We start from the raw sequence: 26220 nt of genomic DNA on the forward strand, positions 1-26220 counted from the left end.
CAGAGGTTTATTTGAGCTGAACAAAATTTTTTATGTACATATTATGAATCTTATAGAACAGCTAATCTACTGTAAGATAGCACTATTTATAGGATTTATATAAGATGAGAGGAGTTCCCATGTTTTCAAAATTTAAACCGACTTGGATGGTCGATGCCATTTACAAAGTGACGCCCGCGCAGCTTCATGCGTTGGGAATTAAAGCCGTGTTAACTGACTTGGATAATACATTGATTGCCTGGAATAATCCAGATGGAACAGAAGAATTACTAGTATGGATAGAAGAAATGAGAAATGCAGGATTTCCTGTAATTGTCGTTTCCAATAACAAAGACAGCCGTATCAAGCGAGCAGTAGAAAACTTTGAGCTGGACTATGTTGCCAGAGCGATGAAGCCTCTGACAAAGGGATTTAAGGAAGCGCAGGAGAAGCTTGGGTTGAAGCCTGAGGAATTGGTGATGGTCGGAGATCAGATTATGACTGATATTCGTGGCGCAAATGCTGCGGGAATCAGAAATATCTTGGTTCGGCCAATTGTTGATACAGATGGTTGGAATACGCGAATTAATCGCTTTTTTGAACGAATCATTATGAAGCATTTAGCGAAGAAGCATCCTGAGATGACATGGAAAGGCGGAATAGAATGAGTGAATCAGTTCACTGTATAGGCTGTGGCGCAGAGATCCAGACAGAAAGACCGAATGAGCTGGGATATACCCCGCAAGCAGCATTCGATAAAGGAATGGAGACGGGGGAAGTCTATTGCCAACGCTGTTTTCGTCTAAGACACTACAATGACATTCAAGATGTCCATTTGACGGATGATGATTTTTTGCGTCTGCTTAATGAGTTGGGACGAGAAGATGCATTGATTGTTAATGTAGTGGATATTTTTGATTTTAATGGCTCTTTGATACCGGGCCTGCACCGATTTATCGGAAATAATCCTGTTCTTTTAGTAGGGAACAAAAAGGACATCTTGCCTAAATCATTGAAAAAGGGCAAGCTGATCCAATGGATGAAGGAGCGTGCGTACGAACAGGGATTACGTCCGTTGGATGTATTACTGACCAGTGCAAAGAAGCCTCATGAGATGGATGAGCTCCTTACAGCAATTGAAGAACATCGTGATGGTCGTGATGTATATGTTGTTGGTGTGACGAATGTAGGGAAATCAACCCTGATTAATCAAATCATCAAGAATACTGCGGGGGTGAAGGATTTAATCACAACCTCTCAATTTCCGGGGACGACATTAGATAAGATAGAGATTCCTTTAGATGATGGGCATTTCTTAATTGACACGCCTGGAATTATCCATCGACACCAAATGGCTCATTATCTGGGGAAGAAGGATTTGAAACTGATTGCTCCTCAAAAAGAAATCAAGCCGAAAGTGTATCAGTTAAATCCGGAGCAGACGCTATTTTTGGGCGGTTTGGCACGTTTTGATTTTATTCAGGGAAAACGCAGCTCATTTATTGCCTATGCGTCGAATGATTTGATGATTCATCGAACAAAGCTGGCGAATGCCGATCAATTTTATGACAAGCATGTGGGCGGACTATTGCAGCCGCCAAGACCAGATGAAGTTGCTGATTTTCCGGAGCTGGTGCGGTTTGAATTTTCTGTAAAGGAAAAGACGGATATCGTTTTTGCCGGCTTAGGCTGGATTACGGTCCAGGAGCCTTGTGTAGTGGCCGGATGGGCGCCAAAGGGTGTCGAAGTTGTCAGAAGAAAAGCGTTGATATAAACAGATAGAGAGAAGGATTTTTGTGGAGCTAAGAGGAAAGCAAAAGCGTTATTTAAGAAGTCAGGCGCACCATCTGCATCCAATTTTTCAGATTGGTAAAGGTGGTTTGAATGAAGAGATGATGATTCAGGTCAGCGAAGCGTTGGAAAAACGTGAGTTGATTAAAGTGAGTCTATTACAGAACACTGATGAAGTCGCTGAAGATGTAGCAGCTGTAATCGAGAAAAAGACTGGTTGTACAGTTGTTCAAATTATCGGTCGAGTGTTGGTATTATTTAAACCCTCATCTAAAGAGAAGTATCAAAAATTTTCTAAAGAGGTTAAATCAATTTAGCATAGTATTGGAGGAATCAATCGATGAAGGCAGCAGCCAGTGCGATAAGAGGAACTCAAACAATTGTTAAGGAAGAACTGCAGCTTTTTCAAAAGCGCAAGCAGGTAGGGATACTAGGCGGTAATTTTAATCCGGTACATCTGACACATTTAGTCATTGCTGAACAAGTACATCAGCAATTGGGGCTAGACAAAGTCTATTTGATGCCGTCTTATTTACCTCCCCATGTGGACGAAAAGAAAACCATTGATAGTGAGCATCGCTTAGCCATGCTGCAATTGGCTGTTGAAGGCAATCCTCACTTGGATGTAGAACCAATCGAGCTGATACGTAAGGGGAAAAGCTATACATACGATACGATGAAGGCGCTGATTCAAAATAATCCTGATACAGATTATTATTTTATTATTGGCGGCGACATGGTAGAGTATCTACCAAAATGGTACAAAATTGATGAATTGATTCATATGACCAGTTTCGTTGGAACTCGTCGTCCCAATTATGGCATAGAAACACCGTATCCGATTATTTGGGTTGATACGCCGCAAATGGATATCAGCTCCACTATGATACGGGAAAAAATTCAAAATAACTGTTCCATCCGCTACCTTCTTCCGGATAATGTGATAAACTATATTTACGAGAAGGGACTGTATGCAGATGGAATTTAGCGGAACGTACACCCCTTTTAAACGGGAAGAGCTGATGCAGCGCGTTCAGATGCAAATAAGTGAGCGACGCTTTATTCATGTCCTCGGTGTGGAGGAAGCAGCTGTTGCTTTGGCAGCAAAATATGGCTGCTCTCAGGAAAAGGCCAGTATCGCTGCATTAACCCATGATTACGCAAAAGAGCGCTCAGATGATGAGTTTCAATTAATCATCAAGAAAGACGGTTATAATCTTGAGCTGTTGGAGTATGGAAATGCAATCTGGCATGGTTTGGTCGGTGCAGATATTGTACAACGCGAATTGGGCATTGAGGATGAAGAGATTTTGACTGCGATTCGTCTTCATACGACAGGCGCAGCAGCAATGTCTTTGTTGGATAAAATTATCTATGTTGCCGATTATATCGAACCCAACCGAACATTTCCCGGAGTTAAGGAAGCCAGAGAATTGGCACTCGTTGATTTGGATGAGGCAGTTGCATATGAAACAAAGCATACCCTGCAGCATCTCATCAACCAAGAACAAAAAATATACCCAAAAACGATTGAAACCTATAATCGTTGGGTCGTGAACAATTAGTAGGAGGGAACTATCATCGATAGTCAGAAAATTTTAGAAATCGCTGTGAAGGCAGCTGATTCAAAAAGAGCAGAGGATATTGTTGCACTTGAGGTTCAGGGAATTTCTTTGTTAGCCGATTACTTCATGATTTGTCAGGCGAACAGTGAAAGACAAATTAATGCAATTGTAGAAGAAATCCTTGATCAAGAAGAAGAAGCCGGTGTTGAAGTAAAGCGTGTAGAAGGAAAAGATGGAGGCAAGTGGGTATTGATTGATCTTGGTGATGTGATTGCTCATATTTTCCAAGCGTCAGAGCGTTCATTCTATAACTTGGAGAAGCTTTGGTCAGATGCACCACTTGTAGATATCCATCAATGGGTCGAATAAAATGACGTATAAAACATTTGCGTTTGTCTATGACGAGGTTATGGACGACACATTATATGAACAGTGGCTGAACTTCTCAAGAAGACACTTACCCAAACAAACGGAACGGATTCTGGAGCTCGCTTGTGGAACCGGTCGGTTAGCGGTCGATTTTGCTAAAGCAGGTTACGAAGTCACTGCTCTGGATTTATCAGAGGAAATGTTGGCTATCGCCAGCAAGCGTGCGTTAGAAAAGGAAACTGAGATTCAATTTGTTCAAGGGGATATGATGGAGCTTTCAGAAGTAGGGCAATACGAGGCCATTACTTGTTTCTCCGATTCTTTATGCTATATGGAGAATCGACGGGATGTTCAACAAGTATTTGATGAAGTCTATCAAGCGCTGGAAGACGAAGGAACGTTCATTTTTGACGTTCACTCGATTCATCAAATTGATGACATTTTTCCGGATTACAGCTACCATTATCAAACAGAAGAATTTGCTTTTTTATGGGATAGCTATCAAGGAGAAAAGGCACATAGTATTGAACACTTCCTGACTTTTTTTGTGAAGCAGGAAGAGAATAAAGAGCTGTTTATTCGCAAGGATGAACTCCATAAGGAACGTACCTATTCATTGGAGACTTATCTGATGATGCTGGAGGGCAGCGGCTTTATGAATGTTCAAGTGTATGCTGATTTTACCGATGAGCAGCCGAATGAGCAAAGTGCCAGATGGTTCTTTGTTTGTCAAAAGTAACTTAAGATTAACAAATGAAAGCTGGGAGACGTGTGCGATAATAAACGGCTCTCAGCTTTTTAGCGATTGAAACGAAAACAAGAAAGTGAGGGGAGAATTGAATGAAGGCTTGTGGCATTATCGTAGAATACAATCCTTTTCATAGTGGTCATGCCTATCATGCGCAAATGGCTCGTGAGCTTTCCGGTGCGGAAGTGGTAATCGCTGTAATGAGCGGAAATTTTCTGCAACGAGGAGAGCCGGCCATTTTGGATAAATGGATACGTGCGAAAGAAGCGTTGAACAATGGCGTTGATTTAGTCGTCGAACTTCCCTTTGTCTGGGCCGTTCAATCCGCCGATTATTTTGCACGTGGAGGCATCAAGCTGCTTCAAGCCTTGAATTGCGCTTCTCTTTGTTTTGGCACAGATAGTCAGCAACCGATTGATTATGCAGCTTTTGGGAAGTTTGCTGCGGAGAATGAAGACCTAATCAGCCAAAAGTATAAGGAACTGGGAGAAAAGCAGCTAAGCTACCCTCAGCAGATGACGCATGTCTTTCAGGAGCTGTATCCGGAGCTTCATCTGGATTTTTCATCACCTAACCATGTTTTAGGTCTTAGCTATGCAAAAGAGAATGCAAAGTATAATCATCCAATGGCATTACTCCCTTTGCAGAGAAAGATTACTCATTACAACGAAGAAACCCTTCATCAGCAATTTGCCAGTGCAACAGCAGTCAGAGCAGAAGCGCTCAAGCAAAATTGGGACGCCTTAACTCCTGTACTTCCAACAATCACTCACACAGATTTGATAAGCGGTTCGTTGGTCTCTTGGGAAAATTATTGGCCCCTTTTAAAATATCAATTGATTAACCGTTCGACAGAAGAGCTTGGACAAATTTATCAAATGAATGAGGGGATTGAATATCGGGTAAAAGAGATGGCATTGAAAGCAACCAGTTTTCACAACTTTATTGCGATTGTTAAAACGAAACGGTATACGTGGACTCGCCTTCAACGCCTGTCACTTTATACGCTGATGAATATCTCTAATCAAGAGGTTTATGATGGATGGGAAAATACTGGTATACGTGTATTAGGAATGACAGAAGTCGGTCAAAGTTATTTGAAAAAACAGAAAGAAAATACTGATTTACCTATTTTGACGAAGCAAATAAAGAAAATGAACCAATATTTTGATACAGGTGTAAAGAGTGACCGAATTTATCAATTAGGCAATTCTGATATTGCAGAACAAAATAGCGGTCGTTTTCCAATCAAAATAAAAAATGCTTAACAAAATCCGTCTCTACAAGTATAATGGAAAAGGTTATTAATTATAAAAACAGAGAAAGCGAAGTGAGAATATGGGCCGTAAGTGGGCAAATATTAAAGAAAAAAAAGCTGCCAAAGATGCAAATAATAGTCGCGTTTATGCAAAATTTGGTATTGAAATCTATGTAGCAGCAAAATCAGGTGATCCTGATCCCCATGCGAATCAAAAATTACGGTTTGTTATCGAACGAGCTAAAACATACAATGTTCCAAAGCATATTATTGATCGAGCGATTGAAAAAGCAAAAGGCTCAGGAGACGAACAATACTCTGAATTACGCTACGAAGGATTTGGTCCGAACGGTTCAATGGTTATTGCAGATGCCCTGACAAATAATGTCAATCGTACAGCTGCAGATGTTCGTGCTGCATTTGGTAAGAACGGAGGAAACATGGGGGTTAGCGGTGCTGTATCCTATATGTTTGATAACACAGCGATTATTGGTTTTGAAGGCTCTGATGCAGATGAAGTTCTTGAGTACTTGATGGAGAAAGATATTGATGTCCGTGATGTTGTTCAAGAAGACGATCAAGTCATTGTATACGGAGAACCGGAAGATTTGCATACGATTCAGGAAGCATTGAAGGAAAAGGGGATTGAAGAATTTTCTGTTACTGAGTTAGAAATGGTACCGCAAAACGAAGTAACTCTGACAGGCGATGACCTGGAGAAATTCGAAAAAATGATAGACGTTTTGGAAGACTTGGAAGATGTTCAAAAAGTTTACCATAATGTAGATTTAGGCGAATAAAAGAATGAATAGAAGCACCGCTCAAAAATTGTCCGAACAAAGGACGGATTTTTGAGCGGTGCTTTTGTTGTATCGTTATCTATAATAGAAAAAGGGCAAAGAAAAACCCTTCATACCACACACTAATATGAAGGGAAACACAATATGAAATCTAAGATTGATTACATAATAGCATGAAAAAAATGTTTTCTCAATATTTTTGCTCATTTTGCAAAAACATGAGAAAAATGTAAATTTAATCTAACTGAAATGCGGTTTGACTCTAATTATCATACAAAAATAAAATAATAATGATTTTATCCTGATTAGATATACATAAAATTTAATATTATGTATTTAAAAATTAAATACGCTGTTTTTTTGACAAGCAGAAACATATATAGTTATAATTGTTAAAAATATAAAAATTGTATATTTTTGATATAAAAATCATTGAAGTGATGTGTTCTTAACACTATATAAAGCATATAAGTACAACAAGTTTTTTCAAAAAATTAGATAATCGCTCAAAAATATGATAAATAAATTACTTAAGATTAATGTATAATTACACTCGTGTAATTATATGTTTCTTTAAGGGGTAGAATGCTTATTATACAGAGAGTTAGGGAATCATTACTTTCAAAAGTGTTGATAAAATGATGAGAAGGAAGGTAGTATAATCGAATGAATTATTCATGGAAAAAAGGATCGTTTAAGTTTTTATTGTACTCAAGTACACTGATTGTCGGAACGGCAAGTCCGGTGAGCTCATTGGCTGCAATTATTCAGCAGAATGATACGGTGGTAGAGCAAGGGCTCCAGCGAGATTACGCGACAGCATTACAGAAATATGAGGATGCAAAAGTAGCTTATGAAACGACGCTGAGCGATTACGATGACGCTCTGTCTACATATAATGACGCAAAAGATGATGCGAATGATAAATATGATACAGCAGAGACTTTACGACTGGAATTGGAAGCTTTGAAGGATGCTTATGATCAGAAGCTTGCAGAATTCACACCAATTGCGGAGCAGTATGAAAAGGATCTCTTGGCTTATGAAGCGAACAAGACACAATACGAAGCGGACGTATCAGAGTACGAACGGGAAAAAGCCATTTATGAAGATGAGCGAAATAAGTATATCGTTGTTAAAGATGACTATGATACAAAGAAAACTGCCTATGAAAGTGCTGTATCTGATTATGAAACACAGAAAGGTACTGTGGAAGCAACACGAGCGGCTTATGAGTTGATACGTGTCGCATATGAAGATAAGCGGACCATTTATGAAGATGCTGTGAAGGCTTATGAAGATATTAAAACGGCCTACAATGATGCAAAAGATATTTATACAGATAATTTAACAAGCTATAATACTCAAAAACAAGATTACGAAACATTACTAACAGCGTATACAGATAAAAAGGATGCATATGATATTGCTGCAAACAACTTTAATCAGGCAGCGGATACTTATACGCTCTCAAAAGAAGCGTATGAAACTGCTCAGGTAGCCTATGAAGCAGATAAGCTGCTTTACGATCAAGCATTAGCTGACTATGATGTGATTGCTACTGCTTACGAAGCATCGAAGGCTGATTATCTCGTTGATAAAGCAGATTATGAAAACCAGCTGTCAATATTGAACACATCAATCGATCAATACAAACAGAAGTTGGATGCTTACGACCAAATCAAAGCGGATTATATTGCAACAAAGCAAGCCTATGAAACTGCACTGGCTGCTTATGATGCACTGACTGTAGAAGTAACTGCTATGGCTGTGGAATATGATACCGAGAGAGTCGCTTATGAAGCAGAAAAGCAAAGCTATGATGTGGAAACTGCTGCATATGAGACGACCAAAGAGAGCTATGAGCAGCAAAAGACTGCTTATGAAACACAGCTTGCAGCATACGAAGTGGATCTCTCAACTTACAATACAAAGCGTATTGAAGCGGAAGCTGTACTGAATCAGTACGAAGCAGGAACAGTTGAATATGCAACCGCGTTGGCTGCTTATAATGAGAATGAACAGCGTTACAATGAAATAAAGGCTAAATATGAAACCGTAGAGCAACAGTTAACAACTTTAACAACCGAATATCAAACGGTTAAAGCTGAATACGAGGTTGTTCAAAGCAATTATCAAACCATATCTACTTCTTATCAGTCTGCGAAGCAAAAGTATGATGCTTTACTTAAAAAATATGGTGAGATGAAGACGAGCTTTGCGAATGTTGAGGCAGAATACCAAGTAGCTGACAGTAAATATACTCAAGTAATGGACGAGTATGCAGATACTGATGCAGCCTACCAAGCACTTGTTATTGAAGAAGCGGATGTAAGAAATCAGTATGATCAGTTGACTGCCTCTTACACTGACTTAACAAATGAGTTTGATCTTGCGCAACAAGAATATGACACTGTTTTCGGCAAATACACTACAACGAATGCTACGTATGAGACAGTGCGCGGGCAATATGAAACTGCGCGAAAAGAATACGATCGTCTATTTATTATCCAACAGACATTGCTTACAGAGTTGAATGATCTAAACAATGAGTGTGCTGCGGTTAAGGCTGATTTCGATGCATTAGAGCTTGTCTTGGCGGATGTAGCAGCAGAATACACTATATTAAGTGATCAATACGATGCTGCGACAGCAGAGTATACAAGATTGGATTCAGAATTGAGTACGTTGGCAATAGAGCTTGACTCAGTTAATACAGCCTATTTGAATGCGAAACAGGCAATCGAAAATCTGAAGGTCATCCATGATCAGCGTGAGGCAGAGTATACAGCTTTGGCGGCCTATTATATTGATGTAAAAGATAAGTATGATTACACACATGGACAATATCTGCTTATGACAGCGAAGCATGGCATTGTTGAATCGAAATATACTGCGCATACGATAGAATATGGCGATATAACTACAGCTTATAATAATGCATCAGCAGAACTGGCAGACCTTGAGGCGAAGAAGGTGGCAGCAGATTTAAAATATGATGATGCTAATGATGCCTACCAAGAAGCGAATATTGCTTATGGAACAGCTAGTGGATTATTAACTACTATCGAACAAGAATATGACGCTGTATTAGCTGAGTACGATGCATTGAAGGCTGCGTATGATGAGGCTAAAAAAGAGTATGATACAGCATCAGCTCCTTACGATGATGCTCTCGAAGCATTTCTAGAAGCTCAAGTAGCGGAAAGTAATATCAACAACGCAATCAACACGTTCAATGCTGTATTAGCAAGTTTTCCGACGGATAAAGTAGATTATGCAAATCGAGATAATCTTGAAGAGGAACTAGCTGATTGGACGGCAGAGTATGAAGCTGCTAAGACAGCCTTATCGGATATTTATGATCAAAATTGGCCGAAAATTGTGAACTACCAAGAAAAAAATGATTTATATAATACTAGCAGCATTGCTCCTGATTTTGCGAACCAATTACTGGATGTTGTAAATCCAACAGATTTGGAACATCTTCTAGAAGATTGCTTCCAGGCAGTGGAGGACAATATTGTTAAGGTTGAAGCTTATATCAAGTATTATCAAGCATATGATGTTTTTACAGCAGCTTTTGATGATTATACAGAAGGCTGGTCAAAGGGAAATACCGGAGACCCTATTGATGCTTATACGACGACTTGGCAGCCAATTCTTAACTGTTTCCAAGATAATTTGTTAAATGGAGAAGCGGTTGAGGCTTTTCAGGCTATTGGCTACAGTGTGGATGATTTATACGATATGGATACTTTAGCAGACTGGGATAATCTAGTTGCTACCTACAAAACAAAAGTTGAGGGAGCAATTATAGAAGCAAACGCTTATGCAGCGTATCTAAGCGATGTAGCAGATCAATGGACTCAAGCAAAATCTCTATTTGAAGCTGAGATAGCAGATTTTAACAATGTAACAGGAAGCAATATCAAATTGGGAACCAGGGTGGATCCTATTCCAACACAGGTTACAGGGATGGTTGATGGGTTCCAATCAGCTCTTGATTACAATTTAAGTGAATTTAGCAAACTGCCATTTGATGAAACAGACGGTGTTTCAGTTTATGAATGGGCGTCCTTCTATTTTGCGAATTTCCAGGGATATACTGGGATTATCAATGGACAAAGCAGAATCAACACCGTGACAACCACACCTGACTTTACAGTTAATGCGCTAAACATCAATCTTCTGAATGTGTATGAAATTGCACCGCCGGATATTCCGGAAGTCAGTGATATGCTTGAGGCACCGGACAAGCCGGTAATAGCCAACAGAGCAAATCAGGTATCACCTGTTGATCCTTATGACATTGTTATTGATTCACCAAGCGTAGAATCAAGCATGCGAGTGACTGCTGTTGCCGATGTAGATGAACCGGATCCGGTTACTGTGCGTGTAACTGCTCCTGTACCTGGAGTGGTTCAACCGGGAGAGCTTTCAGACGTTAATGATGTAACACCGGAAAATGGTCAGGCGGATGGTTCTACAGCACCGGGTACCCCTGTAGATGTCAATGATATTGATGATGTAACACCTGTTGATCCTATCGAGCCGCCAGCTATTATAGAGGAAGCTCCTGATACTGACGCACCAGTGATTCCAGGCTACATTGCGCCGGAAGATGTGACACCTACAACGCCACCTGTGGATCAGGACATAGATATTGTTGAGGTTGTTAAGCCGGAAGCACCTGTCGGAGTGACCTTGAGCACAAATCCGGTAGCACCGGTGACACTGACGAAACCTGTAGAGCGAGCTCTTCCTCAGACAGGAAATGGTACGACGCAAACGACTACAGTGAATACAACACCGGCAGGTCAATTGCCAACAACTGCTGCAGAAAGAAAAACATTGCCGAATACCGGTACTGAAAATTCTGCGACAGCTCAAGGAATGGGCTTGCTTGCAACTGGTTTGGCTGGCACCTTGATGTTCTGGAGAAAAAAAGGCAAGCATGAGCGTAAGTCTAAGTAAGCAGCAGCAAGTCTGAGATTAAAAGAACGCTTGAATGATTAAACAATTCTTTTGCTTGCTATAATTTGAAAGCATTTCGAGCAATAGAAATCACGAATGCTTGATACATGATTCTAGTTTATTACTATAGAATCGAAGAGGATTCGTATCTGGCAGAAAAACAACAAAAGGTCAGGATGGCAGCGAAACCCATCCTGACCTTTTGGTTTTCCCAAAGCTCAAGTAAACTTTATTGAGTAATTATTTAGAAATAAACTACAAGTGCTAGATATTTCTACAAAAATTAGGTACAATAAAATTGCTGATACTTCGGTACTGGCAAAGGGCAACTTGGATAGAGAGTGGCAGCTTTCTATGCAAGGCTTCATCATTTGGTTGGCGCCGGTGATGAAGTGCCTTTTTTTGTTGTCCGACAATTATTAGATGCTTCAAAAAACAGAACAGGGATTGATAGATGATGGGTCTTTCAGAAAAATCTGTTTGATGTATCTGCTGTCGGTTTTCCTGCTGTTTACAAAGAATACTCTTCGATTACCAGCAGGATAGAAAAAAAACGGTACCAGGGCTACCTGATACCGTCAATATTACACAACAAACACACCTTCAGTATCTGAAATCAGGAAAGGGAAATAACCTTTAAACGAACGTTTTCAGATAAATGAAGCATCAGAAGTTTATAGCAGTTGGTAATTATTGGCATTTGTATCAACAGTGGCAGCTGTCTGTACAAGACTTCTTCCTTCGGTTGGCGCCGAAAAAGAAGTGCCGTTTCTATTAAAATTGAAATTTTTATTTCTACCCTACTCTCACAGTATACCTAAAGAAACTTTTATGCGCAATATAAATATAATGTTCTCTTAATCTATAAGTCTGATAATATTTTCTTATGGTGTGTATTAATATGGGTAGTGAAAAAATGATTTTTTTATACTTCATAAAGAAAGGCGATGAATGAATAAATACATCGTGCAAGTTATCGAATCAATGGGACAGATTTATAAAAAGGATATAAATTATTTTCAAAAGATGATTTAAGCGCCGGAATCTTCTATAATAAAGAAGGACATTTTTTAGCTGTTGGGAGGAAAGAGAGAAACAATGGTAGCAAAAAAATATATAATGGCAATTGATCAGGGAACAACGAGTACACGAGCAATCATTTTTGATAAGACAGGAAAACAGGTCAGCAGCTCACAAAAGGAATTTCCGCAATATTTTCCAAATGCCGGCTGGGTAGAACATAATGCCAGTGAAATCTGGAATTCAGTACAGTCGGTTATTGCCGGTTCGTTGATTGAATCAGATATTCGACCGTCAGATATTGCCGGAATTGGTATTACCAATCAACGGGAGACGACGGTTGTTTGGGATAAAAAGACAGGACTGCCCATTCATAATGCGATTGTTTGGCAATCAAGGCAGTCTTCGCAGATTGCGGATCAGCTGCAGGAGAATGGACATGGTGAGCTGATTCATAAAAAGACCGGCTTATTGATTGATGCCTATTTTTCCGCAACGAAGATTCGTTGGATTTTGGATCATGTAGCTGGGGCTCAGGAGCGAGCAGAGAACGGAGAGCTGCTCTTTGGAACGATAGATACTTGGCTGGTCTGGAAGCTGACAGGCGGCGAAACACATGTGACAGACTACTCCAACGCAAGCAGAACGATGTTGTTTAATATTCACGAGCTGGAGTGGGATCAGGATATCCTTAAGCTTTTGAATATACCTGAGGCTATGCTTCCGAGAGTAGCATCTAATTCAGAGATATACGGGCATACTAAGATGTATCATTTTTATGGGAGCGAGACGCCGATTTCGGGGATGGCAGGAGACCAGCAGGCTGCTCTGTTTGGACAGATGGCATTTGAACCGGGGATGGTGAAAAATACATATGGAACCGGGTCCTTTATTGTGATGAATACAGGAGAGAAGCCCCAGCTTTCTGCAAACAATTTATTGACGACAATTGGCTATGGTATTAATGGCAAAATATACTATGCGTTAGAGGGTAGTATTTTTGTAGCCGGATCAGCTGTTCAGTGGTTGAGAGATGGCTTGAAAATGATTCAGACCTCCGCAGAGTCTGAAGATGCAGCAAAAGCATCAACGAATCAAAATGAAGTATACGTCGTTCCGGCATTTACTGGTTTAGGGGCACCCTATTGGGATTCCGATGCCAGAGGGGCAGTTTTTGGGCTAACAAGAGGAACGACAAGAGAAGATTTTATTAAGGCAACACTGCAGGCGGTTGCCTATCAGGTTCGAGATATCATTGACACGATGAAAAGTGATACAGGAATTGACATTCCTGTCCTAAAGGTAGACGGTGGTGCCGCAAATAACGATTTGTTGATGCAGTTTCAAGCGGATATCCTAAATACACCGGTTCAGCGAGCCTATGATTTAGAGACGACAGCATTAGGTGCAGCCTTTTTGGCTGGCTTGGCGGTAGGCTTTTGGAAGGATATTGAAGAGCTTAAGAAATTCTCTAAGGATGGTCGACGGTTTGAGACAGAGATGGCTGAAGCGGAGAGAGAGGAGCTCTATGCAGGCTGGCAGTTAGCAGTAGCAGCGACGCAGATGTTTAAGCCTAAACCACCTAAAACGGAGTGAGTATAGGCTATGACTTGTAAGGCATGAAGCAAGGAAAAAATTTGTTGATGCATAAAAGAACAATTATTTCTTCTGAGGCTGCTGAAACAAGAATTATAGAGCGATGTTTTTTAGTCTAAGATGGACGCAACTATTTTACAGGTGGAACGACTTGGCAAAATAGTTGCGTCCATTTTTGTGTAACGTAGATAATTGCTTAGTAATTTCATGAACAACCGACGATTTTTCTCTGAAAATAGCAATATTGTATTTACTTCCGGCGCTTTTTTTTGTACTCTTAACTTGAGTTTATTTTTTTGTTTAAGGAGGAACAAAGAGTGTCCTATCAAGAAATGATATTTCTTTTTCTCGGAGGTCTGGGAATTTTTCTGTTCGGGATGAAGTACATGGGGGATGGCCTGCAGAAAACAGCCGGAGATTCCTTAAGAGAAATTTTGAATACATTCACTTCGACACCTTTACGATCTGTTTTGGCCGGATTGGTCGTTACTGCAATTATTCAATCAAGCTCCGGTACGACAGTGCTGACTGTTGGACTGGTAAGTGTAGGGTTTATGTCGCTGAGACAGGCAATTGGCGTCATCATGGGAGCGAATGTAGGAACAACTGTTACGGCATTTATCATTGGTTTTAACCTGAGTGCGTATGCGTTACCTATTATGGGAGTCGGCTCAATCATGCTTTTCTTTTTCAAGCGTGAGAAAATCAATAATATCGGTCAAATCCTTTTCGGCTTCGGCTGTTTGTTTTATGGATTAAACCTGATGGGAAGCGGTATGGCACCTTTACAGGAATTACCGCAGTTCGCAGATTTGATGGTCGACGTATCACATCAGCCAATTTTAGGTGTGGGTATCGGTACATTATTGACAATGGTGTTACAAAGCTCCAGTGCGACAATCGGAATTCTACAGCAATTATATACACAAGGCAGCTTGGCAATTGGTGCAGCCTTGCCTATTCTTTTTGGGGATAATATTGGAACAACAATAACAGCTGTTATTGCTGCTTTGGGAACGAGCGTCGCTGCTAAGAGAACAGCCGCTTCTCACGTAGTCTTCAATCTAGTGGGAGCAATCATATTTACGATTCTATTGTCACCGTTCACATCTGTAGTGGTTGCAGTTTCGAATACTTTGGGTTTGAATCCTGCAATGCAGATTGCCGTAGCACATGGAATGTTTAATGTTGCCAATTTATTGATTCAGTTTTGGTTTATCGATAAGATTGAGCTGTTAGTGCGGAAAATCATTCCAGGTAATGATAAGGAAGGGATTGACTTCAAGCCGTCTAACCTGAATGAATCGATTATTCAAAACTCTCCAACAGTAGCTTTGAATCAAGCGAAAATCGAGTTGCTGCAAATGGGAGAATACGTTGTCGGTGCTTATGAAGCAACGAGCGCTTTTTATGAGAATCAAGATAAGGTTGATCGTGAAAATGCCAATCAATACGAAACGGCGATTAATGATATGGATAATCGCTTGACTGAGTATCTGGTTCAGTTATCTTCTGCAGAGCTGACGATTGCTGAGAGCTACGAGCAGACGATGATGCTGGAGCTGACAAAAGATTTAGAGCGGATTGGTGATCATTGTCGAAATATCGTCGGTTATATTGATGAGGCAATCCGTACAGAAAAGAAACAAAAAGCCAAGGATAAAAAAGAGGGCAAGGTTTCAGAACGAACAACACTGATTGTATCTGACGATGACTTGCTTGAGCTGTTCAAAAAAGTATCGAAGAATATCAAGGATTCATTGACTGCTTTTGAACATGATGACAAAGAAATTGCCGCTCATATTTTGGAGCGTGAAGAAGAGATAGATGAGATGGTTAAGCATCTCCGTAAAAAGTATATTTCTATCATGAATAGTGGGAAAGGCCGTGCGGCAGATGGCATTCTGTTTATTGATACAGCGTCTAATCTGGAACGCATGAGTGACCGTACGATTCACATGGCAAAATATGTTTTAGGTGAACGTTATGGAACAGAGACAATTACAGTAGAACAATCGGTTAATCCAATTATTCAAGAAGTATTGGACTAAATCAGTAGGCGTCGCCGATTGAGCTAAAGGGAAATTGGGAATAGAACCAGCTTTTGTATTGGCGTATAGCTGGTTTTAGAGGGGACTGAGACATGGTGATGTCACAGCTCCCTCTTTTTATAATCTATCAGACGATAAAAAAATATGGACTTGTCGATGTGGGAAAAAGTAAAGAGGAGTGGGAAAATGGACTGGATAAACAGATTGGAAGAATCATTAGAATACATTGAACAGCATTTGACATCGGTCATTGAGTATAAAGAGCTGGGGCGGATTGCCTGCTGCTCGGAATACCATTATCAGCGAATATTTTCGTACATGGTAGGTGTTCCCCTATCAGAATACATAAGGAGAAGAAGATTATCCCTTGCAGGGGTAGAGCTGCAGCATGGGGAGAAGGTCATCGATACGGCAGTAAAATTTGGCTATGAATCAGCGAACTCCTTTTCACGTGCCTTTAAAAATATTCATGGCATTACCCCATCTCAGGCACAAAAAGAAGGGGTTCAACTGAAGTCTTATCCCAGAATCAAGTTTCATATCTCGATTAAAGGGGATGTGGAAATGGATTATCGAATCGAGACAAAGCCCGCCTTTCGCATTATCGGTGCGACAATTCCCATGTCAAAGAAGGTCGAAGAGAATTTCAGAGAGATTCCCGCATTTTGGTCAAGAGTTGCGACGAATGGTACATTGGCGGACCTGCTGCCTTTAATGGACAGCAAGCTTCCAGGAGTAATGGGCGTTAGTACAGGCTTTACACAAGAAGGAGAAGTACCGACCTATTACATTGCTGTCGCCAGCGACAAGCAAACCAATGGCGGCTTGGCTGAATATACAATAGACAGCTATACATGGGCTATTTTTTCCGGGAGCGGACCGATGCCCCAGTCGATTCAAGAATTGGAGAAACGGATTATCACGGATTGGCTGCCTAGCTCAGGTTATGAATATGCGAATGGTCCTGATATTGAACTCTATCTGGAACCGGATCCAACGAAAGCTGTTTTTGAAGTCTGGATACCTGTGATTAAAGCAAAAAACAAGGACTAGCTTGCTGATTTAAAACTTTTTCATAAAAGCACCATCTTTTACTATTTCAAGGGAACACATTCCGATATAATAGAGAATATCAACTAAAGTGAGGAAGCAGCTATGAAATCAACCTATTGTGTGTCATCAGATGGGCAAACAGAGCTTCATCTTGTCTATTGGGAACCGAAGGAGCAACCAAAAGCGGTCGTTCAACTCATACATGGGATGGCTGAATATATTGAACGCTATAATGAATTTGCTGAGTATTTGACAGCACTAGGCTATTTAGTCGTTGGCCACGATCATCTTGGTCATGGAAAATCAGTCAACCAAGACCTGCCGCAACATGGTTATTTTGGAAAAGGAGATACAGCTCAGCATGTGATTGACGATATTGAACGTGTACGAGCGCGTACAGCGGAGGACTATCCGGAAATACCTTATTTTATGCTGGGGCATAGTATGGGCTCATTTGCTTTGCGCTGCTACTTGCAAAAGTATGTTGTACCTCTTGCAGGGGTGGTGCTGATGGGATCAGGTACTGGTTCGACAGTCATTCCAACTGCGCTGTCTATTACAATGGGATTGAATCGCCTGCAACCGAAAAAAGTCAATCATTTACTTGATGATTTAGCCTTTGGCTCATTTAGTAAAAAGTTCCCGGAACCTGGGCGTTTCAATTGGCTCAGCAAGAATCAGGAAAATGTCCGCAGCTATGAAGAGGATGAGCTGACAGGCTTTACTTTTACAAATAACGGCTTTCACACGTTATTTCAGCTGATTCACGGAGCAAACAGAAAAGGCTGGTCAGATGATATCCCTAAAGAGCTGCCGATTCTTTTGATAAGCGGGGAGAAAGATCCGGTTGGCGGCTATGGTAAAGGAGTTAGAAAACTGGCAAAGACTTTAGATGCTTCAGGCACAAATGATTTGTCTATGGTGCTGTTCGCTGAGCTTCGTCATGAGCTGTTGTTTGAGGTGGAAAAACAGCAGGTTTATGAAAAAATTGGCACATGGTTCAATAAGCATGTCTCATGATTGCCTTGCTTATAAAGATAGAATGAAGACTTTGATTGCCATTTATACAGTTTTTTTATAAACTTAAGAGATATTGCATAAGCATGGGTTGTGGTATCTCGGGAAGGATACAGATAACTCATTGTGCTTATCGAAATGAGTGATTCTTAACTAGTCACTCGATTGAATTCATCGCGTAAAAACGAAGAACAATATCAAAGGAAAGCATTATTTTTGGTAGGGTGGAAGGTAATGGAGAAGAAAAAAATACGGACACTGGGCTTGGCCAATTTGAACTGGCTTTATCGAAACGAAGCGCTGAAAAAGACTAAAGAACAGCACATTGTACAGCAGCTGTTTGCTGATGAGTATTGGCTGGAGGCTGAGACGATTGGGGTCGTTAAGGCGGTACCCTTTGAGTTCGATACTGTTCCTGTGATTGGGAAAGCTTGGGCTGAGGGAAAGCGTGTAACTGTACCTAAGGTAGAAAATAAAGAAATGTTTTTTCATCAAATTACAGCGGAATCATTATTTGTCCGTTCTTCATTTGGTGTGGAAGAGCCAGCTGAAAATAAGGAGATACCTTTAGCAGAAATCGACCTCTTAATTGTTCCGGGACTGGTGTTTACAACTACCGGATTTAGAGTAGGTTTTGGCGGCGGGTATTATGATCGAGTGTTAGAGAGGTTTCAGGGGAATAGTTGTAGTTTGGTATTTAGCGAACAAATTCAAGAAAGCTGGCAGGCAGAGGCCTTTGACCAGCGGGTAAACAAATTGTTTATCAATTAAGGAGGATTTGATGGATTATCAAACAAAGATGAAGGCAAAAAGGCTGCTGAATCAGCCAATCATTACTTATATATTATTAGGAATCACGACAATCGTATTTCTCGGTATGGAAGTTTCCGGCGGCTCGGAAAGTACAATGGTCCTGTTAAACTGGGGAGCCATGTCCAAACGAATGATTGTTGAGTACCACGAATTTTGGCGCTTCTTTACCCCGATGTTTTTACATATTGGCTGGATGCACTTTATTTTGAACATGGTTACATTGTATTATGTAGGGGCACAAGTAGAGAGTGTTTATGGTCATTGGCGTTACTTGGCCATCTACCTGCTAAGTGGTGTGGCTGGTAATCTGCTTAGCTTTTCATTAGGCGCATCGAATGGTCTTTCGGCTGGAGCCAGTACTTCTATTTTTGGGCTGTTCGGCGCATTTATTATTCTGGGCAGACACTTCAAAAACAATCCGGCGATTTCCTTCATGGTGCAACGCTATGCAACCTTTATCGCAATCAATCTGATTTTCAATCTGTTTAGCAGCTCAGTTGATATTCTGGGACATGTGGGTGGTTTGATTGGTGGTCTTTTGGCTGCAACATTTTTAGCCGTTCCAAAACGATCAGAGGAGTTCAATATCCATGAACGAATTATCTCAGGAATGATTTTTGTATTTATTCTGGTTGTTTGCTTCTTCTTAGGTTTTAAAAATTATGTTTAAATTGTATAATGATAAGGAAGTGCTTGGAGCTTGGAAACGTTATATGATGTTCAACAGCTGTTCAAAAGATTTGGGATATACATCTATGTTGGCGCCAGAATCTATGACATTGAGTTGATGATGATCGAATTGAAGAATCTCTACGACGGGCAGCTGGTCGATAAGGAGACCTATCTTCATGCCAGACGTATTCTGAATAGAGAGCATAGAATCGAAGAAAACAGAATGACAGAGAAAGGGATCGAATGAAATGGACAAAAAGATCATAGGGATTGACTTAGGCGGTACAACTATCAAATTTGCGATTTTGACACTGGACGGAGAGGTTCAGCAAAAATGGAGCATTGAAACGAATATACTGGATGAGGGCAGTCATATCGTTCCTGATATTATTGAATCAGTCAATCATCGAATCTCCCTTTACGGAATGGACAAAGCTGACTTTGTCGGTATCGGTATGGGCACACCGGGAAGCGTAGACATCGAAAAGGGCACAGTAATTGGTGCCTATAACTTGAACTGGACGACCTTGCAATCAGTGAAAGAGCAGATTGAAGCTGGGACAGGGATTGCTTATGCATTGGATAATGATGCGAACGTAGCTGCCTTGGGCGAGCGTTGGAAGGGTGCCGGAGAGAATGATCCCGATGTTGTGTTCATCACTCTGGGAACAGGTGTCGGCGGCGGTATCGTTGCTGAGGGCAAGCTGCTTCATGGAACAGCGGGCTGTGCCGGAGAAGTTGGTCATGCGACGGTTGATCCAAATGGTTTCGACTGTACCTGCGGTAAAAAAGGCTGTCTGGAAACAGTTGCCAGTGCGACTGGTGTCGTTCGATTAGCAAGAAAGCTGTCAGAGGAATACGCTGGAAGCTCTCAGTTGAAACAAATGATTGATGACGGTCAGGCAGTAACCAGTAAAGATGTGTTTGAGTATGCTGAAAACAATGATCCATTTGCCTTGATAGTTGTTGATAAGGTCTGCTTCTATCTGGGACTGGCTTTAGGGAATATCGGTAACGTACTGAATCCTTCTGCGATTGTCATTGGTGGCGGTGTTTCTGCTGCCGGAGAGTTTCTACGCAGCCGTGTAGAAACATACTTTGAAGAATTCACCTTCCCACAGGTTCGTGAAAGTACAAAAATCAAGCTGGCTGAACTGGGAAATGAAGCGGGCGTTATCGGCGCTGCTTCGTTAGCATTGAAATTTATGGAAGAGTAAGAGAGGGTTTTAACATGTCTGTGCTATTAGTGATAAATATTGTTTTAGGTGCAATCCTGTTGGTTATGGCAGGAAATATGCTGTATACGTTCATTTTAGGAAAAACGTCAGCGACGATGTTGACAGAAGAAGAGTTTCGAGAAGGTATGAGAAAGGCTCAGGTAATTGACGTCAGAGAGAAGGATGTTTTCGATGGCGGGCACATTTTAGGTGCACGCAGCGTTCCTTATTCAATGCTGAAAACAAGCATGCAGTCAATTCGTAAAGACCAGCCTGTTTATTTATACGATCAAAGACATTCAACAAGTGTTCGTGTCGCAAGAAAGTTGAAAAAAGCCGGCTATACAAACATTTATGTCTTAAAAAATGGGTATGATAATTGGACAGGGAAAATTAAGAAAAAGACAGTTAATTAATGAACAGCGATGGCGTGGGGGATGAAACAGCCCCTGCGCCTTTTTGCATAGCGGCTAGGATATTCAGAAAAGTGCTTATGGAGTTATACCAAATTTAAAGCTAGCGCCAATGGTCCTGCTTGCCAATTTTTCTACATTTACCAAAATAATGTTGAGTGTCTGACTATGGCGTCGAATGGGAAATTGTTTTCTTTTTATTATTTTACGATACAATAGAATAAGGAGGGATTGCGATGATCCATATAAAGAGAGCCTATGAAACACCTAATGAAAAAGATGGGTATCGAGTGTTGGTTGATCGACTTTGGCCAAGAGGCGTTTCTAAAGAAAAAGCGAAAATCAATCTCTGGCTAAAGGAGATTGCTCCAAGCAAAGAGCTGAGGCAGTGGTTTAATCATGATCCTGAAAAATTCGAACAATTCAAATCGAGCTACGAGAAAGAACTGATAGAAAATACGGCTTCTTTGATGCAGCTCCTTGATGTGATAAAGAATGAACCAGTTGTTACGCTGGTTTATAGTGCAAAGAACGAAACAATCAATAATGCAGTTGTGCTAAAAGAGTTTATAGAGAAGAACTATGGCTGACTGAAAGGAGGTAAAAAATGAAAATCGTTATTGTTGGCGGCGGCCCAAGAGGCCTATCTGTGTTGGAACGAATTGTTGAGCGTTCCAGAGACGAGAAGAATTTGAAAATTACTATGTTTGATCCTCATGGTCCGGGTGGTAAAATCTGGCGGCAGGATCAGCCGTTGTCTCTTTTGATGAACTCTGTTGCTTGTCAAGTGACGTTGTTTACTGATGAGACATTAAGTACAGGTGGTCCGGTGGCGAAAGGCCCTAATTTGTACGAGTGGGCTGAACAGTATGCAGAGGAGTTCATTCAGGAGTTTGAAGGCGGTGCATTAGCATTCATCAATGAGGCCAGAAATCTAGGTCCAAACGACCATTGTTCAAGAGCATTCTACGGGCTTTATCAGCGCTGGTTTTACCGCTATATCCAAACAAGAATGACTGAGCAGACCTCTGTGACATTTTTTAATGACACGGTTCGTGCCGTTCGAGTCAATCAAGAGGGATTTTTAGTCTACACTAAGTCGGTTGAGATTACCGCAGACAAGGTGATTCTTGCTCTTGGTCATCAGGATACAGAAGGGACAGAGGAAGAGCAGAAGCTTGCGGCATTTGCAACCGAGCATCGATTATTTTATTCGACACCTAAAAATGCTGCAGATAACTTCTTTGATGCAGTAAAGCCTAGACAAACTGTTCTATTAAAGGGCTTGGGGCTGGCATTTTTTGATTATATGACCATGTTGACGGTCAATCGAGGCGGGAAATTTCATAGAAAAGCCGGAATTTTAAGTTATCAGCCATCCGGTAATGAGCCGAAAATTGTCGCCGGTTCCGGTAGAGGATTTCCTTATCATGCAAGAGGAAATAACCAGAAAGGCTATGGTGAGCAATATCAGCCGCGATTTTTAAAACAGAAAAACTTGAATAAATGGAAGCGTAAAGGAGATTTTCCGGCAGAAAGCTTTTTTACATTATTGAAGAAGGAAATCGAATTTGTCTATTACACTGCATTAATCAAGGAGAAATACCCGCAGATGAATCACGCAAAATTTTCGGAAGAGTTTATTCGAAAGAAGGGCGATGCTGCAGTTCTAACAAAATATCAAATTCCATCTGAAGAATGGTGGGATTGGGCAGCGATAGAGCATCCGGATACAGCAATGGCTACTCATGAAGGCTTTGCATCATTTGTCTCCGAATATGTGAAGGAAGATTGTCTTGAGGCTGGGAAAGGAAATGTCAGCGGACCAGTCAGCAGCGCCTTTGACAGCTTGAAGGACATGAGGGACCAGATTCGTTTTATGCTGGATCATCAGCTGTTTACCAATGAAGAATACAAAGAACTTTTTTTAAAATGGTTTGTTCCATTGAATGCCTTTTTATCGATAGGACCACCACTAGAACGAATGGAAGAACTGCAGGCGCTATTGGAGGCGGGGGTTGTTACCTTGCTTGCTCCAAATATGCGTGTGGATATGGGTGAGGGACAATTTACGGCGTATTCATCAAACGCGCCGGAGCAACGCTTTACTTCATTCTTTTTAATGGAAGCAAGGATACCCGCGGTGGATGTGACTCGAAGTATGAGTCCATTAATGAAGCAGCTGCTGAATGAAGGTGTAGGCCGACGCCACTCGCTGGAATTATCGGGAGAACAACGCTTCTTTACTGGTGCGATTGATGTAGAGTCTTCAACGAACCAACTGATTGATGCACAGGGAAAAATAACCAAAGGGCTGTTTTGTTATGGGGTTCCAACAGAAGGGATTCATTGGCTGACAGCAGCTACTGCCCGACCTGGAACAGACCCATGGAATCTTCGGGAAGCAGATAAAATAGCTGAGCAAATACTTGCAGATAATTAAAATAGCTGAAGCAATCCAATCGAAGGATTGCTTCAGCTATTTTTGATGACCTATCGTTGTTAGCGAGCGATACGTTTACGCATGGCTTTTTTACGGTTTTCTTCAATCATGTCTTCTTTTTCTTCAATTGGATCAATGACTGTTTTCTTCACTGTAAAAGCAAGACCTGCAACTGCAGCTGCTGTTGCAACGGTACCGACCAATAGGCCTGAAACAAATTTTTTCATAACTATCCTCTCCTCTGCAATAAATAATTCTACTTACTTATTATTATGAACCAAAATGATAAAAAAGCCAACAATTAAGTTGAATCAGCTCTATTTTCAGAGATATTTAAGAAATGAAAAATTTTGAGAAACATGAGATAATTCTATACATATGAATTGGATGAAGCAAAAATGGAAGAGTAAGTGTATCATTTATAAGAGAATATCAGCTGCTTAAAATGCAACTCTAAACAGCTTGATTCATAAAGATGATTTTGAAAGAATGGCGGGAAGAAAGAATGAAACTAAAACAACTAATGGACGATTTTATTACCTTGGCAATTCAATCAGGCGGATGGATGGAAATGGATCGCTTGTATTTAAGAAATAAGCTATTAATGATGATTGGGGGACATACGCCGGATAGTGACTATGAAGCGGTGTATGATTCAACATCAGCTGATAGCCTTGCTGATTCTTTGGTTGCGTATGCAGTGGAGATGGGCTATTCAAATGAGCAGGCTGCCAAAAGCTATTTAAAATCACAGCTTTTGGATCTTTTGGCACCACCACCATCTGTTGTGAATGCCTTCTTTGCTCAACATTATTCCAAAAGCTCAGAGGAAGCGACCAACTATTTTTATGAGTTAAACAAACGCGATCATTATATTTATACGCCACAAGTGGGAAAGAAGGAACACTACGAGACACCTTACGGAGAGTTTGTGATTCAGACACTTGAGGATGAAAACGCAGGTAAAGCAAGAGAAGCGGATTGCTTTTCTGCAGCTGGTCTCACTGAATACCCTAAATGCACGTATTGCTTTGAAAATGAAGGCTATGGTGAAGAAGGAAGTGCAGCCTTACCAACACGTCGACTGATTCGAATGAATGTAGGCGGTGAAAGCTGGGGATTTCAATTTTCAGATTGGGAGGAATACAAAGAAAAGTTCTTCATTTCCTCGGAAGCACACCAAGGGTTGACGAAGAATAAGGATAGTGTTGCCCGTGTCACACAGCTTTTAGACATTTTCCCACAGTATTTTATTCTCCTCTCGCCGGAGAAAACAAAGGAACACGGCTACTACGAAGGTGGGCGGGAAAGTTTCCCGATTGCGGCAGCAGCTGTTCGAACCTATATTGAACTCAAAGAGTTTCCTTTGATGAATGTGGGCTCCCTTGACTGGCCTTTTCCGGTTATTCGGTTACAAAGTCCAAATGCGGAAGATATTATTGAAGGGATTGACTATATCCTTCAAAAGTGGCAACAATGCTATGGAGAAAAACTATCTGTTGAACCAATGATTATAGGACGAAAAAAAGAAAATCTTTATGAATTTGATCTCCTGCTGACTTCCGGCAAGCAACCAAATGAAGAGCGAGCAACGGCAGAATATCTGGGACGTCATTCGTTGTCTCCAGTAAACGGCGAAGAATCAATAGCGGAGAATCAACTGTCAGAGAAGGCACTTGAGGAATATGTGGCAATGTTGAAATCTTGGACTCCCTTTGGAATGGAGCAACAGATAGGAGAAAACGAAACAATTGAAGACTTCTTGCTTAGTTTGGAATAATTAAACCAGTGTAAAGAATGTCTCTCGTATGAACGCCTCTTCTATTATAATAATAAAGATAATCTACCTTTCTCTTCTATATAATGCTATACTATTTTGGTAACACTATTTTGAGAATCAGCAAAAATCATAGTTGGTCATGAGCATGACCAGCTCCTTCACTTTTTATTTACTGCCTAATACTGTGATAATGATAGAATGAACAGTGGTCTTCTAAGTAGGATATAGCGCTGAGATTCTTATTACAGTAAGTGTAAGAACATTCGATCTGTCTGGGAAGCAGTGACTATAGGGTTGTGGAAATAAAAAAGAGAAGAACGGCTTTTGCGGTTTTCCAAAAAGAAAAAAGGAGATTTTTATGAAGAAGAAAGCGTACAGAAACACACCGGCATTCATGTTTATGAGCTGGGGATCATTTGCACTTTTCCTGGCACTGATGTTGATTGGTCTTTATACTTTGAAGGAGCCGTTGATGGTTAAAGGTTACTATCTTATGGGATCAATCGGATTGATTTCATCCTCGTTTACCTTAGCAAAGGTAATCAGAGATAATCAAGAAGACGAAGAGCGTTACAACCAAATGTTCCGTGCGATGGATGAGCCTTCTAAACGAGAAGAAGGAATGTTGGAAGATTAACATACTGAATATATCTTAGGA

General features: G+C 40.8%; 24 protein-coding genes. 23 read left to right on the top strand and 1 reads right to left on the bottom strand.

Features of this window, described 5'->3' with window-relative positions:
- The first annotated feature begins 119 nt into the window (after nucleotides 1-119).
- From IW510_RS19685 to IW510_RS19785, 21 genes are all read left to right on the top strand, one after another.
- A complete protein-coding gene (locus tag IW510_RS19685) occupies nucleotides 120-647 on the top strand; it encodes a YqeG family HAD IIIA-type phosphatase (protein ID WP_202062613.1) in 528 nt (175 codons plus the stop codon).
- On the top strand, nucleotides 644-1753 hold the full coding sequence (gene yqeH, locus IW510_RS19690) for a ribosome biogenesis GTPase YqeH (RefSeq protein WP_202062614.1): 1110 nt from the start codon (nucleotides 644-646) through the stop codon (nucleotides 1751-1753). The genes IW510_RS19685 and yqeH overlap by 4 nt, the downstream gene beginning before the upstream one ends.
- Nucleotides 1754-1775: 22 nt before the next feature.
- On the top strand, nucleotides 1776-2087 hold the full coding sequence (gene yhbY / locus IW510_RS19695; RefSeq protein ID WP_202062616.1) for a ribosome assembly RNA-binding protein YhbY: 312 nt from the start codon (nucleotides 1776-1778) through the stop codon (nucleotides 2085-2087).
- A gap of 23 nt (nucleotides 2088-2110) precedes the next feature.
- A complete protein-coding gene (locus IW510_RS19700) occupies nucleotides 2111-2758 on the top strand; it encodes a nicotinate-nucleotide adenylyltransferase (RefSeq protein WP_202062618.1) in 648 nt (215 codons plus the stop codon).
- Complete coding sequence (yqeK, locus tag IW510_RS19705; RefSeq protein ID WP_202062674.1) at nucleotides 2748-3335, top strand: bis(5'-nucleosyl)-tetraphosphatase (symmetrical) YqeK; 588 nt, start codon at nucleotides 2748-2750, stop codon at nucleotides 3333-3335. The genes IW510_RS19700 and yqeK overlap by 11 nt, the downstream gene beginning before the upstream one ends.
- A gap of 12 nt (nucleotides 3336-3347) precedes the next feature.
- Entirely contained in the window at nucleotides 3348-3704 is a 357-nt protein-coding gene (rsfS, locus tag IW510_RS19710; RefSeq protein ID WP_321387025.1) for a ribosome silencing factor, read from the top strand.
- Nucleotide 3705: 1 nt separating this feature from the next.
- On the top strand, nucleotides 3706-4443 hold the full coding sequence (locus IW510_RS19715) for a class I SAM-dependent DNA methyltransferase (RefSeq protein ID WP_202062620.1): 738 nt from the start codon (nucleotides 3706-3708) through the stop codon (nucleotides 4441-4443).
- A 101-nt stretch (nucleotides 4444-4544) separates the two neighbouring features.
- Nucleotides 4545-5720, top strand: coding sequence for a nucleotidyltransferase (locus tag IW510_RS19720; protein ID WP_202062622.1), 1176 nt, complete (start codon nucleotides 4545-4547; stop codon nucleotides 5718-5720).
- Between the two features lie 70 nt (nucleotides 5721-5790).
- On the top strand, nucleotides 5791-6510 hold the full coding sequence (locus IW510_RS19725) for a YebC/PmpR family DNA-binding transcriptional regulator (protein WP_202062624.1): 720 nt from the start codon (nucleotides 5791-5793) through the stop codon (nucleotides 6508-6510).
- 666 nt (nucleotides 6511-7176) lie between these two features.
- Nucleotides 7177-11487: an LPXTG cell wall anchor domain-containing protein gene (locus IW510_RS19730; RefSeq protein WP_202062626.1), complete on the top strand. Its 4311-nt coding sequence runs from the start codon at nucleotides 7177-7179 to the stop codon at nucleotides 11485-11487.
- Nucleotides 11488-12585: 1098 nt separating this feature from the next.
- Entirely contained in the window at nucleotides 12586-14103 is a 1518-nt protein-coding gene (gene glpK / locus IW510_RS19735; protein WP_202062628.1) for a glycerol kinase GlpK, read from the top strand.
- Between the two features lie 317 nt (nucleotides 14104-14420).
- Nucleotides 14421-16154, top strand: coding sequence for a Na/Pi cotransporter family protein (locus IW510_RS19740; protein ID WP_330932674.1), 1734 nt, complete (start codon nucleotides 14421-14423; stop codon nucleotides 16152-16154).
- Nucleotides 16155-16340: 186 nt separating this feature from the next.
- Nucleotides 16341-17207, top strand: coding sequence for an AraC family transcriptional regulator (locus IW510_RS19745; protein ID WP_202062630.1), 867 nt, complete (start codon nucleotides 16341-16343; stop codon nucleotides 17205-17207).
- A 102-nt stretch (nucleotides 17208-17309) separates the two neighbouring features.
- Nucleotides 17310-18227 (top strand): alpha/beta fold hydrolase, encoded by a 918-nt coding sequence (locus IW510_RS19750; protein ID WP_202062632.1) that lies wholly within the window; start codon nucleotides 17310-17312, stop codon nucleotides 18225-18227.
- Between the two features lie 231 nt (nucleotides 18228-18458).
- Nucleotides 18459-18995, top strand: a complete 537-nt coding sequence (locus IW510_RS19755) for a 5-formyltetrahydrofolate cyclo-ligase (RefSeq protein ID WP_202062634.1) — start codon at nucleotides 18459-18461, stop codon at nucleotides 18993-18995.
- A gap of 10 nt (nucleotides 18996-19005) precedes the next feature.
- Complete coding sequence (locus IW510_RS19760; protein ID WP_202062637.1) at nucleotides 19006-19707, top strand: rhomboid family intramembrane serine protease; 702 nt, start codon at nucleotides 19006-19008, stop codon at nucleotides 19705-19707.
- A 30-nt stretch (nucleotides 19708-19737) separates the two neighbouring features.
- Nucleotides 19738-19956: a YqgQ family protein gene (locus IW510_RS19765; protein WP_202062639.1), complete on the top strand. Its 219-nt coding sequence runs from the start codon at nucleotides 19738-19740 to the stop codon at nucleotides 19954-19956.
- 1 nt (nucleotide 19957) lies between these two features.
- Nucleotides 19958-20926, top strand: coding sequence for an ROK family glucokinase (locus IW510_RS19770; RefSeq protein ID WP_202062641.1), 969 nt, complete (start codon nucleotides 19958-19960; stop codon nucleotides 20924-20926).
- Between the two features lie 14 nt (nucleotides 20927-20940).
- On the top strand, nucleotides 20941-21342 hold the full coding sequence (locus tag IW510_RS19775) for a rhodanese-like domain-containing protein (protein ID WP_202062643.1): 402 nt from the start codon (nucleotides 20941-20943) through the stop codon (nucleotides 21340-21342).
- 233 nt (nucleotides 21343-21575) lie between these two features.
- Entirely contained in the window at nucleotides 21576-21929 is a 354-nt protein-coding gene (locus tag IW510_RS19780; RefSeq protein WP_202062645.1) for a DUF488 domain-containing protein, read from the top strand.
- A gap of 17 nt (nucleotides 21930-21946) precedes the next feature.
- Nucleotides 21947-23782, top strand: coding sequence for an FAD/NAD(P)-binding protein (locus IW510_RS19785; protein WP_202062648.1), 1836 nt, complete (start codon nucleotides 21947-21949; stop codon nucleotides 23780-23782).
- 59 nt (nucleotides 23783-23841) lie between these two features.
- On the opposite strand, the gene IW510_RS19790 is transcribed toward IW510_RS19785, so the two are convergent.
- Nucleotides 23842-24009 carry a DUF3042 family protein gene (locus IW510_RS19790; RefSeq protein ID WP_202062651.1) on the bottom strand — a complete coding sequence of 56 codons (168 nt, stop codon included), beginning with the start codon at nucleotides 24007-24009 and terminating at the stop codon, nucleotides 23842-23844.
- Between the two features lie 278 nt (nucleotides 24010-24287).
- Here IW510_RS19790 and IW510_RS19795 point away from each other — a divergent pair, with 278 nt between their 5' ends.
- Both IW510_RS19795 and IW510_RS19800 read left to right on the top strand, forming a co-directional pair.
- Nucleotides 24288-25562, top strand: a complete 1275-nt coding sequence (locus tag IW510_RS19795; RefSeq protein ID WP_202062653.1) for a UDP-glucose--hexose-1-phosphate uridylyltransferase — start codon at nucleotides 24288-24290, stop codon at nucleotides 25560-25562.
- A gap of 358 nt (nucleotides 25563-25920) precedes the next feature.
- A complete protein-coding gene (locus IW510_RS19800; protein WP_202062655.1) occupies nucleotides 25921-26199 on the top strand; it encodes a YiaA/YiaB family inner membrane protein in 279 nt (92 codons plus the stop codon).
- Nucleotides 26200-26220 lie beyond the last annotated feature (21 nt).

The organism is Enterococcus sp. BWR-S5, from assembly GCF_016745255.1.
In the GTDB taxonomy this organism is placed as follows: Bacteria; Bacillota; Bacilli; order Lactobacillales; family Enterococcaceae; genus Enterococcus_L.

Excerpts from the sequence above, each read along its gene's own strand:
- IW510_RS19720 (WP_202062622.1), top strand. The coding sequence starts at position 4,545 with ATGAAGGCTTGTGGCATTATCGTAGAATACAATCCTTTTCATAGTGGT.
- IW510_RS19685 (WP_202062613.1), top strand. The coding sequence starts at position 120 with ATGTTTTCAAAATTTAAACCGACTTGGATGGTCGATGCCATTTACAAA.
- IW510_RS19800 (WP_202062655.1), top strand. The coding sequence starts at position 25,921 with ATGAAGAAGAAAGCGTACAGAAACACACCGGCATTCATGTTTATGAGC.
- IW510_RS19755 (WP_202062634.1), top strand. The coding sequence starts at position 18,459 with ATGGAGAAGAAAAAAATACGGACACTGGGCTTGGCCAATTTGAACTGG.
- IW510_RS19795 (WP_202062653.1), top strand. The coding sequence starts at position 24,288 with ATGAAACTAAAACAACTAATGGACGATTTTATTACCTTGGCAATTCAA.
- IW510_RS19790 (WP_202062651.1), bottom strand. The coding sequence starts at position 24,009 with ATGAAAAAATTTGTTTCAGGCCTATTGGTCGGTACCGTTGCAACAGCA.
- IW510_RS19760 (WP_202062637.1), top strand. The coding sequence starts at position 19,006 with ATGGATTATCAAACAAAGATGAAGGCAAAAAGGCTGCTGAATCAGCCA.
- IW510_RS19700 (WP_202062618.1), top strand. The coding sequence starts at position 2,111 with ATGAAGGCAGCAGCCAGTGCGATAAGAGGAACTCAAACAATTGTTAAG.
- IW510_RS19745 (WP_202062630.1), top strand. The coding sequence starts at position 16,341 with ATGGACTGGATAAACAGATTGGAAGAATCATTAGAATACATTGAACAG.
- IW510_RS19770 (WP_202062641.1), top strand. The coding sequence starts at position 19,958 with ATGGACAAAAAGATCATAGGGATTGACTTAGGCGGTACAACTATCAAA.
- glpK (WP_202062628.1), top strand. The coding sequence starts at position 12,586 with ATGGTAGCAAAAAAATATATAATGGCAATTGATCAGGGAACAACGAGT.
- yqeH (WP_202062614.1), top strand. The coding sequence starts at position 644 with ATGAGTGAATCAGTTCACTGTATAGGCTGTGGCGCAGAGATCCAGACA.
- IW510_RS19780 (WP_202062645.1), top strand. The coding sequence starts at position 21,576 with ATGATCCATATAAAGAGAGCCTATGAAACACCTAATGAAAAAGATGGG.
- IW510_RS19730 (WP_202062626.1), top strand. The coding sequence starts at position 7,177 with ATGAATTATTCATGGAAAAAAGGATCGTTTAAGTTTTTATTGTACTCA.
- yqeK (WP_202062674.1), top strand. The coding sequence starts at position 2,748 with ATGGAATTTAGCGGAACGTACACCCCTTTTAAACGGGAAGAGCTGATG.
- IW510_RS19715 (WP_202062620.1), top strand. The coding sequence starts at position 3,706 with ATGACGTATAAAACATTTGCGTTTGTCTATGACGAGGTTATGGACGAC.
- IW510_RS19785 (WP_202062648.1), top strand. The coding sequence starts at position 21,947 with ATGAAAATCGTTATTGTTGGCGGCGGCCCAAGAGGCCTATCTGTGTTG.
- IW510_RS19750 (WP_202062632.1), top strand. The coding sequence starts at position 17,310 with ATGAAATCAACCTATTGTGTGTCATCAGATGGGCAAACAGAGCTTCAT.
- IW510_RS19775 (WP_202062643.1), top strand. The coding sequence starts at position 20,941 with ATGTCTGTGCTATTAGTGATAAATATTGTTTTAGGTGCAATCCTGTTG.
- IW510_RS19725 (WP_202062624.1), top strand. The coding sequence starts at position 5,791 with ATGGGCCGTAAGTGGGCAAATATTAAAGAAAAAAAAGCTGCCAAAGAT.